The following is a 16,387-nucleotide window of genomic DNA, read 5'->3' on the forward strand; positions in this document are numbered from 1 at the left end:
TTCAATGCGCTGGTTGCTTGCCCTGTTTTGCCTGTCGTTCGCTGTCGTGTCCCAGGCGTCCACCGTGGTCACCCTGGATGGCAAATCCATCGAAAAAGTACTGGTGCTCAAATCCGCCCATCAATTGCAATTGATCGCCGACGGCAAACCGCTGCGCACCTACCGCATTTCCCTGGGCAAACAGCCCAAGGGTGCCAAGCTGATGGAAGGCGACAAGCGCACGCCCGAGGGGTTTTACTGGGTGGACTGGCGCAAGGTCAGTGACCGATTCAACCTGGCGATGCACATTTCCTATCCGAACGTCAGCGACTCTGCCCGCGCCCAGCGCGAAGGCGTCGAGCCTGGCGGCATGATCATGATCCACGGCACGCCCGACACCTACGACTACCCGGAAAACCTGTTCCACACGCTGGACTGGACCGACGGCTGCATCGCCATGCGCAACATGGACATGCGTGAAGTCTGGGGGTTGGTGCCTGACGGCACGATGATCGAAATCCGCCCATAACCCCCTGTGGCGAGGGAGCTTGCTCCCGCTGGGTCGCAAAGCGGCCCTAAAACCAGAAAATGCGGTGTCAGACAGAATTTGGGGCCGCTTCGCAGCCCAGCGGGAGCAAGCTCCTTCGCCACAATGGATCGCATCGCTGGCGGCTTCGTGTTCTGACCGCTACCTTCGGTCGCCTTCGAAAAATAAATTCAAAAGATCGCAGCCTTCGGCAGCGCCTGCAGGGTAGATACCATTCCCCCCCGCAGGCGCTGCAGAAGGCTGCGATCTTTGCTTTAAAAAAACCCACCCCTAATACCACTTGAAACCAAAGCGCATTTACGCCGCACAACGGGGCCGGCCTCCCCACGTCCAGAGCAAAGTACTGGCATTGACATGGTATTTAAGTGGTATTAGTTTTCGCTGCACTACCGGGCGACAACATTCCAATATCCGCATCGGACATCTCACATGAATGACCTCCAGGCACTCCGTCCTGACGACACCCAGCCCACGCCGCTATACCTGCAACTGGCGCGCAATCTGGAAGCGGCGATCCATGCCGGCCAGTGGAAAGCCGAGCAGGCGATGCCGTCGGAGCGCAACCTGAGCGAACTGCTGGGCATCTCCCGCGTCACCGCGCGCAAGGCGTTGGAGGTTCTGTTCGATCAAGGGCTGATCCGTCGCAATCAGGGCTCCGGCACGTTCATCACCCCACGCCTGGAACAACCGCTGTCGCGCCTCTCGGGTTTCAGCGAGATGTTGCGGCTCAAGGGTTTTGTCCCCGGTTCGCAATGGCTGGAGCGTGAAATCACCCCGCCGACCCACGAAGAACTGATCCGCCTCGGCCTGTCACCGAATGACAAGGTCGCGCGGCTCAAACGCCTGCGCAAAGCCGACGACACGGTGATGGCGATCGAGATGAGCACCCTGCCCGCCTCGATCATTCCCCAGCCGCAAGCCGTGGGCGATTCCCTTTACGAATACCTCGACGGCATCGGCAAACCGATCGTCCGCGCCTTGCAGCACATTCAGGCGATCAACGCCTCGGACGAATTCGCCGCGCTGGTCGGCATCGCCCCCGGCACCGCCATGTTGCTGATGACCCGGGTCGGCTACCTCGAAGACAACACGCCGATCGAAGTCACCGACACCTATTGCCGCAACGACTACTACGACTTTGTCGCAGAGCTTCGTAGATAAAGCGCATCGCTGCTCAAACCGAGAACCGATCATGTCCGAAGACAACATCCTCACCGCCGGCGGCTGGATACGCGGCCGGCTGATTCACGAACACGGCAAGGTCGTGTCGATCCAGGGCGAGCCCTGTGATCCGGCAGACAACGACCTGCCTTACCTGCTGCCAGGTTTCATCGACCTGCACGTTCACGGCGGCGGCGGCAAAGACATCATGGAAGGCGCGACCGCCTTCGAAACCATCACCCGGACCCACGTACGTTTCGGCACGACATCGCTGCTCGCGACCACCATGACCGCGCCAAGCGAAGAGATTTCGAGCGTGCTCAAAGCCGTCGGCGAATTCTGTGAGCGACGTCCCGGCGGCAGCGCCCGGGTGCTCGGCGTGCATCTGGAGGGCCCGTACATCAACCCCGGAAAACTCGGCGCCCAACCGAATTTCGCCCACACCGCGTTGATGGCCGAAGTCGAAGAGTACCTGGCGCTGGCGCCGATCCGCGTCATCACCATTGCCCCGGAAATCGCCGGCCATGACGCCTTGATCCGTGCCCTCAGCGCTCGCGGCGTGCGCATGCAAATCGGCCACACCCTCGGCAGCTATGAGGAAGGCGTGGCGGCGCTGAACGCCGGCGCGACCAGCTTCACCCACCTCTACAACGCCATGAGCCCGCTGCACCACCGCGAACCCGGCATCGTCGGCGCGGCGCTCGCCCATGCCCAATATGCGGAACTGATTCCGGACTTGCTGCACGTGCACCCCGGCGCGATGCGTGTGGCCCTGCGTTCGATCCCGTGCCTGTATTGCGTCACCGATTCCACCGCCGCTGCCGGAATGCCCGACGGTGAATACAAACTCGGCAGCCACACCGTGACCAAATGCCTGGGCGGCGTGCGCTTGCCCGACGGCACCCTGGCCGGCAGCACGCTGACCATGGATCAGGCCTTGCGCAATCTGGTGAAGATCGGTTTGCCGATCAGCGAGGCCTCGCAACGTCTTTCGCAATTTCCCGCCGACTACCTCGGCCTCACTGAACGCGGACGCCTGCAACCCGGCGCCTGGGCCGACTGCGTGCGGCTTGATCGCTCACTCACACTGACCGCCGTCATGGTCGAAGGAGAAGACATTGACTTCAAAAATGCTTGAAGAGGCGCTGTCCTCGTTCGAAGCCGTGCAAGCGCAATTGCAGCAGCTCGACCCGCAGATGATCGAGATCGCCGGACGCCTGCGCCGTCAGCCGCCGCAAGTGGCGATGACGGTCGCTCGCGGCAGCTCCGACCATGCCGCCAGTTACTTCGCCTACCTGACCATGCAGCAACTCGGGATTCCCGTGGCGTCGATGCCGATGTCGGTGGTGACCATGCAGCAAGCGCCCTTGAAGGTCAGCGGGCAGGTGGCGTTCGCGTTCTCGCAGTCCGGTCAGAGTCCCGATCTGGTCAATAGCCTGCGCTTGCTGCGCAAGCGCGGCGCCTTGAGCATTGCCATGGTCAACGCCGAGAGCTCGCCGCTGGAAGCCGCGTGTGAGTTCAGCCTGCCGCTGTGCGCAGGGACGGAAAGCAGCGTCGCCGCGACCAAGAGTTTTATCGCCACCCTCAGTGCCAGCGCCCGCCTGATCGCGCACTGGAAACACGACGAGGAATTGCTGGAGGCCGGCCTTGCGCTACCGGACGGTTTGCGCGAGGCCGCCCGACAGGACTGGAGCCTCGCCATCGATGCACTGCGCGATTGCCAGCGTCTGATGGTGATCGGTCGGGGTGCCGGTTTTGCCATCGCCCAGGAAGCGGCGCTCAAATTCAAGGAAACCTCGGCGATCCAGGCTGAAGCCTTCAGCAGTGCCGAAGTCCGTCATGGGCCGATGGCGCTGATCAACGAGAACTATCCATTGCTGGTGTTCGCCCCACGCGGCGCCGAACAGGCGGGTTTGCTCAGCCTCGCCGCCGACATGCGCCAACGCGGCGCACGTGTGTTGCTGGCCGCGCCGGATGACATCGCCGAACGCGACCTGACCCTGACCCGCGCCGAACACCCGGCCCTTGACCCGATTCTGGCGATCCAGAGTTTCTATGTCATGGCCGCCGGTTTGGCAGTCGCCCGTGGCATGGACCCGGATCAGCCACGGCATTTAAGCAAAGTGACGCGCACGCACTAAGCGAAGAACCGTATTTTTAATGAGACCGAGCCATGCACAACAATAATAAAGAGCTGACCCTCAGCGCCCCGCTCAGCGGCCCGGTGCTTACACTTGCCAAAGTCCCGGACCCGGTGTTCGCCAGCGGCGCCATGGGCGACGGTATCGCCATCGATCCGCTGAACGACACCCTTCATGCGCCCTGCGCCGGCGTGGTGGTGCACGTCGCCCGCACCGGCCATGCCATCACCCTGCGCGCCGACAACGGTGCCGAACTGCTACTGCACCTGGGCCTCGACACCGTCGAGTTGCAGGGCGAAGGGTTCTCGATGCTGGTCAAGGAAGGCGCACGGGTGAGCAACGGCCAACCGCTGTTGCGCTATGACCTGGACAGGGTCGCGCAGCAGTGCAAAAGCCTGGTCAGCCTGATGATCCTGACCAACAGCCAGGACTTCCAGGCCCGGCCGATCACGCTGAAATCAGTGAAGGTCGGCGAGCCGTTGCTGCACATCATTCGTCGGCAGGCACCGGGGGCGCAGGCTGAAACGGATTTGTCCGGGGAAGCGTTTGTCGGCCACATTCGTATCGCGCATCGCGGCGGCCTCCACGCTCGCCCGGCAGCGTTGATTCGCCAGACCGCTCAGGGTTTCAAAAGCAAATCGCAGCTGCACTTCGCCGGTAAATCGGCGACCTGCGACAGCCTGATCGGGCTGATGGGCCTGGCCGTCGGCGAGCAGGATGAAGTTCAGGTCAGCTGCCAGGGCACGGACGCCGAAGCGGCGCTGCAAGCGTTGTTGATCGCGTTATCCACCGCGCTGGCCGAAGACAGTCACGCGGTTGCGCCAGCACCGGTTGACCGACGCAACCGGGCGGCTGAAGCGGGTGTACTGCATGGTGTCTGCGCCGCTCCCGGCCTGGTCAGCGGGCCATTGTTTCGCTTGAACGCCATCAGCCTGCCGATGGATGCCGGCAGCCACGTCCCCGCACAACAACTGCATGCCCTCGATACCGCGCTGACCGTCGTGCGCAGCGAAATCGGCAGCACCCTGGCCCAAGCCAAAAAGCACAAGCGTACCGACGAAGAAGCGATTTTCGCTGCCCACCTCGCGCTGCTCGAAGACCCCGCGCTGCTGGATGCGGCGAACGCCTCCATCGACCGGGGCATGGCCGCGACGCACGCCTGGAGCCAGTCGATCGACCTGCAATGCGAGGTGCTTGCGCAACTCGGCAGTCCGCTGCTGGCCGAACGCGCCAACGACCTGCGCGACCTCAAGCAACGGGTGCTGCGAGCCTTGCTCGGCGAAACCTGGCATTACGAAGTACCGGCCGGCGCCATCGTCGCCGCCCATGAACTGACTCCATCCGATCTGTTGCAACTGAGCCATCAAGGCGTCGCCGGGGTGTGCATGGCCGAGGGCGGGGCAACGTCCCACGTAGCGATTCTCGCCCGCGGCAAAGGCTTGCCGTGCATGGTCGCGCTGGGTTCGACACTGCTGGATCAGCAACAGGGCCAAGCGGTGGTGCTGGATGCCGACAGCGGTCGCCTGGAACTGCTGCCGACTGCCGAACGTTTATCTCAAGTGCGTCAGGCACAACTCGACCATCAGCAGCGCCGCGCCGAGCAACAAGCCCAGGCACATCACCCGGCATTGACCCGCGACGGCTTGACCATTGAAGTCGCCGCCAATGTCGCTTCCAGCACTGAGGCCGCCGACGCGCTGGCCCATGGCGCCGATGGCGTCGGCCTGCTGCGTACCGAGTTTCTGTTTGTGGACCGCAACACCGCACCGGACGAAGAAGAACAGCGCAGCGCCTATCAAGCCGTGCTCGACGCCATGGGCGAGAAGTCGGTGATCATCCGCACCATCGACGTGGGTGGCGACAAGCAACTCGACTATTTGCCGCTCCCCGCCGAAGCCAATCCGGTGCTCGGTCTGCGCGGCATTCGCCTGGCGCAGGTCCGCCCGGAAATCCTCGATGAGCAACTGCGAGCGCTGCTGCACGTCAGCCCGCTGTCGCGCTGCCGGATCCTGCTGCCGATGATCACCGAAGTCGACGAGCTGCTGCACATCCGCCAGCGCCTCGACGCCTTGTGCTCTGAACTGGGTGTGAGTGAACGCCCGGAGCTGGGGGTGATGATCGAAGTCCCGGCCGCTGCGTTGCTGGCCGAGCAATTGGCCGAGCATGCGGACTTCCTGTCCATCGGCACCAACGACCTGTCGCAATACACCCTGGCCATGGACCGCGACCACGCGGGTCTCGCTTCGCGGGTCGATGCGATGCACCCGGCGCTGCTGCGCTTGATCGCTCAGACCTGCGCCGGTGCGGCGGTGCATAAGCGCTGGGTCGGCGTGTGCGGTGCGCTCGCCTCTGACCCGCTGGCCACGCCGGTCCTGATCGGCCTGGGCGTCAGCGAGCTGTCGGTCAGCCCGGTGCAGGTTGGCGAAATCAAGGACCGCGTCCGTCACCTCGACGCCGCCGAATGCCGACGCATCAGCCAAAGCCTGCTCAAGCTGAGCAGCGCCGCAGCTGTGCGTCATGCCTGTCACCAGCAATGGCCTCTGAGCTGAACAACAAAAAGAATCCAGGGAGATCCGCCATGTACCAATATTTCATCGAAGGCCTGCAACGCCTCGGCCGCGCGCTGATGCTGCCGATCGCGATCCTGCCGATCGCCGGCCTGTTGCTGCGTCTGGGCGACACCGATCTGCTGAACATCGCAATCATCCACGACGCCGGCCAGGTCATCTTCGCTAACCTGGCGATGATCTTCGCCATCGGCATCGCGGTCGGTTTTGCCAAGGACAACAACGGCACCGCCGGCCTCGCCGGGGTGATTGGCTACCTGGTGATGATCTCCACCCTCAAGGTGCTCGACGCGAGCATCAACATGGGCATGCTCGCCGGGATCGTCAGCGGCTTGATGGCGGGCGCGCTGTACAACCGCTTCAAGGACATCAAGCTCCCGGAATACCTGGCGTTCTTCGGCGGTCGGCGTTTCGTGCCAATTGTCACCGGGTTCGCCGCTGTCGGCCTGGGCGTGGTTTTCGGCTTGATCTGGCCACCGATCCAGCACGGCATCAACAGCTTCGGCACCTTGATGATGGAGAGCGGCAGCTTCGGCGCGTTCATCTTCGGCGTGTTCAACCGCCTGCTGATCGTCACCGGGCTGCACCATATCCTCAACAACATGGCGTGGTTCGTCTTCGGCAACTTCACCGACCCGACCACGGGCGCGGTCATCACCGGCGACTTGACGCGCTACTTTGCCGGTGACCCGAAAGGCGGCCAGTTCATGACTGGCATGTTCCCGGTGATGATCTTCGGCCTGCCCGCCGCCTGCCTGGCGATGTATCGCAACGCCTTGCCGGAACGGCGCAAAGTCATGGGCGGGATTTTCCTGTCGATGGCGCTGACCTCGTTCCTGACCGGCGTGACCGAGCCGATCGAATTCGCCTTCATGTTCCTCGCGCCGCTGTTGTACCTGCTGCATGCGCTGCTGACGGGGCTGTCGATGGCGATCACCAACCTGCTGAACATCCACCTCGGTTTCACCTTCTCCGGCGGCTTCATCGACATGATTCTCGGCTGGGGCAAATCCACCAACGGCTGGCTGGTGGTTCCGGTCGGGTTGGCGTATGCGGTGATCTATTACGTGGTGTTTGATTTCTGCATTCGTCGGTTCAATCTGAAAACGCCGGGCCGTGAAGAGGTCGCCACGGCCGAGAAAGCGGTGGTGGCCGAAAACGAACGGGCCGGGGCGTACATCAAGGCGCTGGGTGGTGCGCAAAACCTGATCACCGTGGGGGCCTGCACCACCCGGTTGCGGCTGGACATGGTCGATCGCACCAAGGCCAACGATGCCGAGTTGAAAGCCCTGGGCGCGATGGCCGTGGTGCGCCCGGGCAAGGGCGGGAGTTTGCAGGTGGTCGTCGGGCCGATGGCCGACAGCATTGCCGACGAAATTCGCTTGGCAATGCCGGCGCTGGGCCGCGCGGTGATTTCCACGCCGCCAGCCGCGATTGACGCGCCTGCACCGGCCGCCGTGGCGACGCCGGAAGCACAGCAATGGCTGAACGCGCTGGGTGGCGGGGATAACGTGCTGCAGATGGATTGCGTGGCCATGACCCGGATTCGCCTGCAACTGGCGGATGGCAGGGCGCTCTCAGAGTGTGATTTGAAGGCGCTGGGTTGCCAGGGGGTCAGTCAATTGGAGGGCGGCGTCTGGCATCTGTTGGTTGGCGACAGGGCAGCGAGTCTGAGTGATGCACTGGAGGTATTGGTCAATCGCAGCGAGGTGAGCGCCAAGGTTTGATCGGGACTGCCACGTTTATTATCGAATCCGCATGACGCAACGGAACGGAACGGATGACACCGCTGAAGGATACGCGCAGCGGTGTCTTTTTACCCCGACAGACTTGATGCTTCAGTCCATCATCAATTACTTCAATGTAAAAGTGCGGCTTTGCTTTTCATCCAAGTGGACAAAATGGAACTGCGCGGTATAGCGCCCTGCCTTTAGTGGAATGGTAGTCACTGGAAGTTGTCCATCCGGACTGCTGAAGCTGAATTTACGATCTCCAACCTCCACATAAACTTCTTCGTCGGATTTCGTCGTACCACTAAAACTTACATCGCCTGCAGGGGCAGTGGCGCCGTCAGGAATTTCCTTCCCGTTGGAATCGTGCATAGAAATTGAATTTTTGGTAGCCATGGTAAGAGTCCTTGAATGTTTTATATGGAAGCCGTATCAAATCCTTTGCTTACATTTCTAACAACTGTCAGAAGTAACAGGATGGGATCATTTTCCGATACACGGTATGCAGTGACTAACCTCAGAGAGAGGCACCGATTCACGATTCATCACCCAGCCAAAAATCAGCCTGTTAAAACCTGAACGCCGATCACGAAATACCCGCTGACAATCGCCTGCCATTGAAACCACCCCCCACCTGCCCCATCTAAGACCCATACCCCATTGCGCAGGTGCCCCATGAGCGACCAGCAAGAATTCCCCGAAGACCCGAGCGAGTACGCCGACCCCGAGAACGCCGAACACCACTCCACCGGCAAAGGCCTCGCCCTGCCCGGCCAGAACCTGCCGGACAAGGTCTACATCATCCCGATCCACAACCGCCCGTTCTTCCCGGCCCAGGTGCTGCCGGTCATCGTCAATGAAGAACCGTGGGCTGAAACGCTGGATCTGGTGAGCAAATCCGATCACCACTCCCTGGCCCTGTTCTACATGGACACGCCCCAGGAAGACCCGCGTCATTTCGACACCTCGGCCCTGCCCCTCTACGGCACGCTGGTCAAGGTGCATCACGCCAGCCGCGAAAACGGCAAACTGCAATTCGTCGCCCAGGGCCTGACCCGCGTGCGCATCCGCACCTGGCTCAAGCACCATCGCCCGCCGTACCTGGTGGAAGTCGAATACCCGCACCAGCCGACCGAGCCGACCGATGAGGTCAAGGCCTACGGCATGGCGCTGATCAACGCGATCAAGGAACTGCTGCCGCTCAACCCGCTGTACAGCGAAGAGCTGAAAAACTACCTCAACCGCTTCAGCCCCAACGATCCGTCACCCCTGACCGACTTCGCCGCCGCCCTGACCTCGGCGACTGGCAGCGAGTTGCAGGAAGTGCTCGACTGCGTGCCGATGCTCAAGCGCATGGAGAAAGTCCTGCCGATGCTGCGCAAGGAAGTCGAAGTCGCGCGTCTGCAAAAAGAGATTTCCGCCGAAGTGAACCGCAAGATCGGTGAGCACCAGCGCGAGTTCTTCCTCAAGGAACAACTGAAGGTCATCCAGCAAGAGCTGGGCCTGACCAAAGATGACCGCAGCGCTGACATCGAACAGTTCGAGCAGCGTCTGGAAGGCAAGGTCCTGTCGACGCAAGCGCAAAAACGCATCGAAGAGGAAATGAACAAGCTGTCGATCCTCGAAACCGGGTCGCCGGAGTACGCGGTCACCCGCAACTACCTCGACTGGGCCACCTCGGTGCCATGGGGCGTGTACGGCGAGGACAAACTCGACCTCAAGCACGCGCGCAAGGTCCTGGACAAACACCACGCCGGCCTGGACGACATCAAGGACCGCATCCTCGAATTCCTCGCGGTCGGTGCCTATAAAGGTGAAATCAGCGGCTCCATCGTGCTGTTGGTGGGTCCGCCCGGCGTGGGCAAGACCAGCGTCGGTAAATCCATCGCCGAATCCCTTGGCCGGCCGTTCTATCGTTTCAGCCTCGGCGGCATGCGCGACGAAGCCGAGATCAAGGGCCACCGCCGCACCTACATCGGCGCGCAACCGGGCAAACTGGTGCAGGCGTTGAAAGACGTCGAAGTGATGAACCCGGTGATCATGCTCGACGAGATCGACAAGATGGGCCAGAGCTACCAGGGCGACCCGGCCTCGGCGCTGCTGGAAACCCTCGACCCGGAACAGAACGTCGAATTCCTCGACCACTACCTGGACCTGCGTCTGGACCTGTCGAAAGTGCTGTTCGTCTGCACTGCCAACACCCTCGATTCAATCCCCGGCCCGTTGCTGGACCGGATGGAAGTGATCCGCCTGTCGGGTTACATCACCGAAGAAAAAATCGCCATTGCCAAGCGCCACTTGTGGCCCAAGCAACTGGAGAAGGCCGGCGTGTCGAAAGGCAGCCTGGCCATCAGTGACAGTGCCTTGAAAGCCCTGATCGATGGCTACGCCCGTGAGGCCGGGGTGCGCCAGTTGGAAAAACAACTGGGCAAACTGGTGCGTAAGGCCGTGGTGAAGTTGATCGACGAACCGAAAGCGGTGATCAAAATCGGGCCGAAAGACCTCGAAGCCTCACTCGGTCATCCGGTGTTCCGTAACGAGCAAGTGCTGTCGGGTACCGGTGTGATCACAGGCCTGGCCTGGACCAGTATGGGCGGCGCGACCCTGCCGATCGAAGCGACGCGGATTCACACGCTCAACCGGGGCTTCAAACTCACCGGGCAACTGGGCGACGTGATGAAAGAGTCGGCGGAAATCGCCTACAGCTATGTCAGCTCCAACCTGAAGTCGTTTGGCGGGGATCCGAAGTTCTTCGACGAAGCCTTCGTCCACCTGCACGTCCCGGAAGGCGCCACTCCGAAAGACGGCCCAAGTGCCGGCGTGACCATGGCCAGTGCCTTGCTTTCGCTTGCACGCAATCAGCCGCCGAAAAAAGGCGTGGCCATGACCGGCGAACTGACGCTGACCGGGCATGTCTTGCCGATTGGCGGGGTGCGTGAAAAGGTCATTGCGGCGCGGCGGCAGAAAATTTTTGAATTGATCTTGCCGGAGCCTAACCGTGGAAGCTTTGATGAGTTGCCGGATTACCTGAAGGAAGGGATTACCGTGCATTTCGCCAAGCGTTTTGCGGATGTGGCGAAAATTTTGTTCTGACAGGATGTTCGCCATCATGCATGCACTGCAAGTGTGCTGGCGAACTACTCTTATTCCTACATCTACGGGCGCTAAACAGGTACCAGAGGATCGCGCCCGTAGCTCCTCCCGTCACAATTTGTCTCATCTTCAGTTATGCTCGCCGTTCGTCGTGAATGCCGGAGCCACTGACCTTATGTCCCCCACCCGCTTGTTTGTCCCCCTCGCCCTCGCTTTGCTGGCCGCCTGCGCCACGCAACCGAAACAGAACGTGACCGTGGAAAAACAAAGCGAATGCCCGGTGAAACTCACCAGTGGGCAAAACCTGATCCTGACCCTGCCGAGCAACCCGACCACGGGTTACCGTTGGGCGATCCAGGATTCGGCCGGTGGCGTATTGCGCTCGCTGGGGCCGGAGGTGTATCGCAACCCGGAAGATGCCGGTGTCGTGGGTGCGGCCGGCGTATCCACCTGGCGCTTTCAGGCGTTTGCCGCCGGTTCGGGGCGCTTGCGCCTGACTTCGCAACAGCCTTGGGCCCCGGAAGTGCCGGCGGTGGAAACCTTCGACTGCGCGATTTCGGTTAACTGATCGTGGGCTGGCTGATTCTGGCGATGATGGGCGCGGTGACTTTTCTCTACGGCCTGAGCGTGCATGCTGCGTTGCTTTGCCTGCTGGTCAAACCGCTGCCCGTGCTGGCCTTGCTCGGCTGGCTGCACGACGCGCCGCCCAGCGAATATCGGCGCTGGATCAGCCTGGGCCTGATTTTTTCCCTGCTCGGCGATGTGTTGCTGGCGTGGCCGGGGGATTTGTTCGTGTTCGGCCTCGGGGCGTTTTTGGTCGCGCATCTGGCGTATCTGAAAGCGTATTTGAGTGATTGCCGACGATTGGCGGTGTTGCCATTGATCATCGCGCTGGGCGTTGGCGCTTTGCTGCTGGGGATTTTGATTGCCAATGGTCTGGGCCCGCTGCTGATCCCGGTGATCGTCTACGGCCTGGCCATCAGTGCGATGCTTTGGCGGGCGCTGGCTCGTCTGGGCACCGATGTGCCGAAACGCTCGGCGCTGCTGGCGGCGGCCGGTGCGCTGGCGTTTGTGTTTTCCGATAGCGTGATTGGCATCAATCGATTTGTCGCGCCGTTTCATGCCGCGCCCTACGTGATCATCCTCAGCTATTGGCTGGGGCAATGGGGGATTACGGCGTCGGCGTTTTCTCAAAAACAACGCTGATCCCTGTGGCGAGGGAGCTTGCTCCCGCTCGGCTGCGCAGCAGTCGCAAACCCGGCTACTCCGGTGCATCGATTGAAACGCGATTGAATGGTTTTGGGGCTGCTGCGCAGCCGAGCGGGAGCAAGCTCCCTCGCCACAACAGCCCTTTCACCACTCAAACTGCATGAGCCAGGCGGTTTATCAGACAACCCGCGCATCCCCGCGCCAAGTTGGCTAAAATGCCGGCCTTTTCCACCTACGCCGCTGGAACCGCCGTGAGCAAAGAACCCGATCGCCTTTTCGCCCAGCCTTTGGCCCAGGTGCCCGACTTCGCCTTTAACGAGGACGTGGTGCGGGTGTTCCCGGACATGATCAAGCGCTCGGTGCCCGGCTATCCGACCATCGTTGAAAACCTCGGCGTGCTCGCTGCGCAATTCGCCCAGCCCAACAGCGTGCTCTACGACCTCGGCTCGTCCCTCGGCGCAGTGACTCAGGCGTTGCGCCGTCACGTGCGCACCGATGGCTGCCGCGTCATCGCTGTGGATAACTCCGTGGCGATGGTCGAGCGCTGCCGCGAGTACCTCAACGGCCAGGACTCGATGTTCCAGGAATTGCTGCCGGTCGAAGTGATCGAAGGCGACATCCTCGCTTTGCAATTCCAGCCAGCTTCGGTAGTGGCGCTGAACTTCACGCTGCAATTCATCGCCCCCGAGCAGCGTACCGCGCTACTGAGTCGCATCCGCCAATCGCTGTTGCCCGGCGGCGCGTTGATCCTCTCGGAGAAGCTGCGCTTCAACGACCCCGAAGAGCACGCGCTCCTCACCGACCTGCACGTCGCGTTCAAACGCGCCAACGGCTACAGCGAACTGGAAATCGCCCAGAAGCGTAGCGCCATCGAAAACGTCATGAAGCCCGACAGCCTCGAAGAACACCGCGAGCGCCTGCTGGCCGCCGGGTTTTCGAAAGTCGTGCCGTGGTTCCAGTGTCTTAACTTTGCCTCGTTGATTGCCTTGCCATGATTGATCTGTCCCCTCTCGCCCACCGTCTGGCCGGCACACCGCTGGCCGACTGGGCCAATACCTTGCAAGCGCAACTCGACAAGAAAATGGAAAAGGGCCATGGCGACCTTGAGCGCTGGCAAAGTGCGCTGGACGCCTTGCCGAAGATCCAGCCGAGCGAGGTCGACTTGCTCAACGGCCTGAGCCTGGACACAGATTGCGACGATGCAACCCGTGCGCAAATGCGTACGGCGCTGATGGGTTTGTCGCCGTGGCGTAAGGGTCCGTTCGATCTGTTTGGCGTTCACGTCGACACTGAATGGCGTTCGGACTGGAAGTGGTCGCGCGTTGCTCCGCATCTGGACCTGAAGGGCAAATGCATCCTCGATGTCGGTTGCGGCAACGGATACTACATGTGGCGCATGCTTGGCGCCGGTGCAGACAGCGTGATCGGCGTCGATCCCAATTGGCTGTTCTTCTGCCAATTCCAGGCCGTTCAGCGCTATTTGTCCGAGCCCAATGCCTGGCACCTGCCCTTCCCCTTCGAAGACCTGCCACCAGAGCTCGAAGGCTTCGACACGGTGTTTTCCATGGGCGTGTTCTATCACCGCCGCTCACCGATCGAGCATTTGCTGGCCTTGAAGGACTGCCTGGTCAAGGGCGGTGAACTGGTGCTGGAAACGCTGGTGATCGAAGGCGATCAGCAGCAGGTGCTGGTGCCGGAAGATCGTTACGCGCAGATGCGTAACGTGTGGTTTTTGCCGTCGGTGCCGGCGCTTATGCTCTGGTTGCGGCGTGCCGGCTTCACGGACGTGAAGTGCGTGGATGTCAGCGTGACGACCGTCGAGGAACAGCGCGGGACGGAGTGGATGAAGTATCAGTCGTTGAGTGATTTCCTCGATCCGGAAGACCACAGCAAGACGATTGAAGGGCTGCCGGCGCCGATGCGTGCTGTCATCGTCGCCCGCAAGTAAACACCAGCTCCCTGCCACTGGAGATCAAAATGTGGGGCTTGCTCGCGAAAGCGGTGGATCAGTCAACAGATCTGTTGAATGTTAATCTGCATTCGCCAGCAAGCCCCCAGATTAGTTTTGTGTTGAGTCTGAAGGCTTGGCTCTTCGGGCCTTGAAGAACTCGCTCAAAACCGCCCCGCATTCTTCCGCCAACACACCGCCCTCATACAACACCCGATGATTCAAAAAGCCTTGGGTGAAGAACTGTCCCTGGCTCTGCACAATCCCCGCCTTGGGCTCCAGCGCGCCATACACCACCCGCGCAATCCGCGAATGCACGATCAGCCCGGCGCACATGCTGCACGGCTCAAGCGTCACGTACAGCGTACTGCCCGGCAGGCGATAATTGCTGGCCGCCAACGCCGCGGCGCGGATGGCGACCATCTCGGCATGCGCACTCGGGTCGTTGCCGCTGATCGGACAGTTGAAGCCTCGACCGATGATTTCACCGTCCTGCACCAGCACCGCGCCCACCGGCACTTCACCCAGCGCCGCGCCTTGAGCGGCCAGCGCCAGGGCTTCGCGCATGAAGTCGCGATCACGACTGCGGTCAATGATCGCTGCGGGACGAATCTGTCGCATCACGCCACCTCGATGGCGGCCATCAGGCCGGTTTCCATGTGGTCGATCACATGGCAATGGAACATCCACACCCCAGGGTTATCCGCCACCAGCGCCACTTGTGCACGCTCGTTCTTGCCCAGCAGGTACGTGTCGGTGAAATACGGGATGACCTTGTGCCGGTTCGAGGCAATGACCTTGAAGCTCATGCCATGCAGGTGAATCGGGTGCTGATACTGAGTCATGTTTTTCAATTCAAAAATGTAGCTCTTGCCCTTCTCGAGCTTGGCAATCGGGCGGTCGGCGCAGGTCTTGTCGGTGATGTCCCAGGCCTTGCCGTTGATCTGCCACAGGCTTGGCGGCTTGCCGTTGTCGACGTTGACCGACACCGAGCCGACCCATTCGAAATTGAAGTTGAGTTTCTCGGCATTGGCCAGGTCCGGCTCGGCCACCGGGTTGGCGGGCAATGCGGGCGGCCACTGGGTCGGTGCATCGCTGTTCGCCACTGAGCGGAATGTGCCCAAACGCACCGGGCCGTTGCGCAGTGATAATTCTTCGCCGGCCGGCGGCGCCTTGATCGCCAGGCAAATACGCATGCCCGGGCCAAGCCAGTACTCCTTGCCCAGCGGACGTGGCTCGACAGGATTGCCATCCAGCGCGTAGATCTGCGCTTCGACGCCGGGGATGTTGAGGCGATAGGTCAGCGTATTGTCGAGATTGAGCAGACGCACGCGGGTGATCTGCCCGGCGGGCAAGTCGATCACCGCTTGCGCGACACCATTGATGGTCGACAGGCGCCCCGCCGTGCCGCCTCGGGCCGCCTCGCGAGGAATACTGAACGCGACGAACGCACCTTCTTCATCAACGTGCCAGCTCTTGAGGCTCAGAGTCTTTTCGTACTTGAAACCGGTCGGCTCGCGTTCTTCGACGATCAATGGGCCAACCAGCCCGCGACCGAGTTCTTCGCTGCTGTTCACGTGCGGGTGATACCAATAGCTGCCGGCATCCGGCACGCGGAATTTGTAATCGAAGTATTCACCCGGCAGCACCGGCAGTTGCGACACGTAGGGCACGCCATCCATTTCCAGTGGCAAACGGATGCCATGCCAGTGAATGGTGGTCGCCACCGGCAGGTGATTGATGAAACGCACCCGCAGCCATTCACCCTGACGAACCCGCAACTCGGTGCCCGGCGCCGATGGGCCGAACGCCCAGGCTTCGGTCTTGTGCCCGGCCACCAGTTCGACGTCCAGCGGCGCGGCGATCAGCTCATAGTCGTGGCCCGCATCGGCATCGGCCATCTTGCCCAGCCAGTACCGCGACGCGCCCCCCACACCGACGCCAACGACAACAAGACCGGCCAGGCCACCGAGGATTTGGCGACGGGTAAAGGACATGAACTCAACTACCTC

The 16,387-nt window shown here is 61.5% G+C and carries 14 protein-coding genes; 11 read left to right on the forward strand and 3 right to left on the reverse strand.

All coding sequences use genetic code 11. From position 1 onward, the window contains the following. Positions 1–4: 4 nt before the first annotated feature. From ACM6I5_RS02360 to nagE, 6 genes are all read left to right on the forward strand, one after another. Complete coding sequence (locus tag ACM6I5_RS02360) at positions 5–508, forward strand: L,D-transpeptidase family protein (protein WP_414883107.1); 504 nt, start codon at positions 5–7, stop codon at positions 506–508. 447 nt (positions 509–955) lie between these two features. Next, entirely contained in the window at positions 956–1,687 is a 732-nt protein-coding gene (locus ACM6I5_RS02365) for a GntR family transcriptional regulator (RefSeq protein ID WP_017340277.1), read from the forward strand. 31 nt (positions 1,688–1,718) lie between these two features. Further along, entirely contained in the window at positions 1,719–2,825 is a 1,107-nt protein-coding gene (gene nagA / locus ACM6I5_RS02370; protein ID WP_414883108.1) for an N-acetylglucosamine-6-phosphate deacetylase, read from the forward strand. Continuing rightward, positions 2,818–3,828 (forward strand): SIS domain-containing protein, encoded by a 1,011-nt coding sequence (locus tag ACM6I5_RS02375; protein WP_017340279.1) that lies wholly within the window; start codon positions 2,818–2,820, stop codon positions 3,826–3,828. The genes nagA and ACM6I5_RS02375 overlap by 8 nt, the downstream gene beginning before the upstream one ends. Before the next feature lie 32 nt (positions 3,829–3,860). Further along, a complete protein-coding gene (gene ptsP / locus ACM6I5_RS02380; protein ID WP_414883110.1) occupies positions 3,861–6,377 on the forward strand; it encodes a phosphoenolpyruvate--protein phosphotransferase in 2,517 nt (838 codons plus the stop codon). Positions 6,378–6,406: 29 nt separating this feature from the next. Continuing rightward, a complete protein-coding gene (gene nagE, locus ACM6I5_RS02385; protein WP_414883111.1) occupies positions 6,407–8,122 on the forward strand; it encodes an N-acetylglucosamine-specific PTS transporter subunit IIBC in 1,716 nt (571 codons plus the stop codon). A 126-nt stretch (positions 8,123–8,248) separates the two neighbouring features. Here the strand turns inward: nagE and ACM6I5_RS02390 are convergent, their stop codons facing one another. After that, positions 8,249–8,521: a hypothetical protein gene (locus tag ACM6I5_RS02390; protein WP_414879465.1), complete on the reverse strand. Its 273-nt coding sequence runs from the start codon at positions 8,519–8,521 to the stop codon at positions 8,249–8,251. A 279-nt stretch (positions 8,522–8,800) separates the two neighbouring features. Here ACM6I5_RS02390 and lon point away from each other — a divergent pair, with 279 nt between their 5' ends. The 5 genes from lon to cmoB all read left to right on the forward strand — a co-directional run bounded on the left by lon (position 8,801) and on the right by cmoB (position 14,375). Further along, positions 8,801–11,218 (forward strand): endopeptidase La, encoded by a 2,418-nt coding sequence (gene lon, locus ACM6I5_RS02395; protein WP_414879464.1) that lies wholly within the window; start codon positions 8,801–8,803, stop codon positions 11,216–11,218. Between the two features lie 175 nt (positions 11,219–11,393). After that, positions 11,394–11,786, forward strand: coding sequence for a protease inhibitor I42 family protein (locus ACM6I5_RS02400; protein WP_017340284.1), 393 nt, complete (start codon positions 11,394–11,396; stop codon positions 11,784–11,786). Positions 11,787–11,788: 2 nt separating this feature from the next. Beyond that, complete coding sequence (locus tag ACM6I5_RS02405; protein ID WP_414883112.1) at positions 11,789–12,424, forward strand: lysoplasmalogenase; 636 nt, start codon at positions 11,789–11,791, stop codon at positions 12,422–12,424. Positions 12,425–12,642: 218 nt separating this feature from the next. Beyond that, a complete protein-coding gene (cmoA, locus tag ACM6I5_RS02410; RefSeq protein ID WP_017340286.1) occupies positions 12,643–13,422 on the forward strand; it encodes a carboxy-S-adenosyl-L-methionine synthase CmoA in 780 nt (259 codons plus the stop codon). After that, on the forward strand, positions 13,419–14,375 hold the full coding sequence (gene cmoB / locus ACM6I5_RS02415) for a tRNA 5-methoxyuridine(34)/uridine 5-oxyacetic acid(34) synthase CmoB (protein ID WP_414883113.1): 957 nt from the start codon (positions 13,419–13,421) through the stop codon (positions 14,373–14,375). Before cmoA ends, cmoB begins: the two co-directional genes overlap by 4 nt. A 111-nt stretch (positions 14,376–14,486) precedes the next feature. Here the strand turns inward: cmoB and tadA are convergent, their stop codons facing one another. Both tadA and ACM6I5_RS02425 read right to left on the reverse strand, forming a co-directional pair. After that, complete coding sequence (gene tadA / locus ACM6I5_RS02420) at positions 14,487–14,996, reverse strand: tRNA adenosine(34) deaminase TadA (RefSeq protein WP_017340288.1); 510 nt, start codon at positions 14,994–14,996, stop codon at positions 14,487–14,489. Further along, complete coding sequence (locus tag ACM6I5_RS02425) at positions 14,996–16,372, reverse strand: multicopper oxidase family protein (protein WP_414883114.1); 1,377 nt, start codon at positions 16,370–16,372, stop codon at positions 14,996–14,998. Before ACM6I5_RS02425 ends, tadA begins: the two co-directional genes overlap by 1 nt. Positions 16,373–16,387 lie beyond the last annotated feature (15 nt).

It is taken from the genome of Pseudomonas sp. IT-P171 (genome assembly GCF_949767765.1).
Classification (GTDB): domain Bacteria; phylum Pseudomonadota; class Gammaproteobacteria; order Pseudomonadales; family Pseudomonadaceae; genus Aquipseudomonas; species Aquipseudomonas fluorescens_B.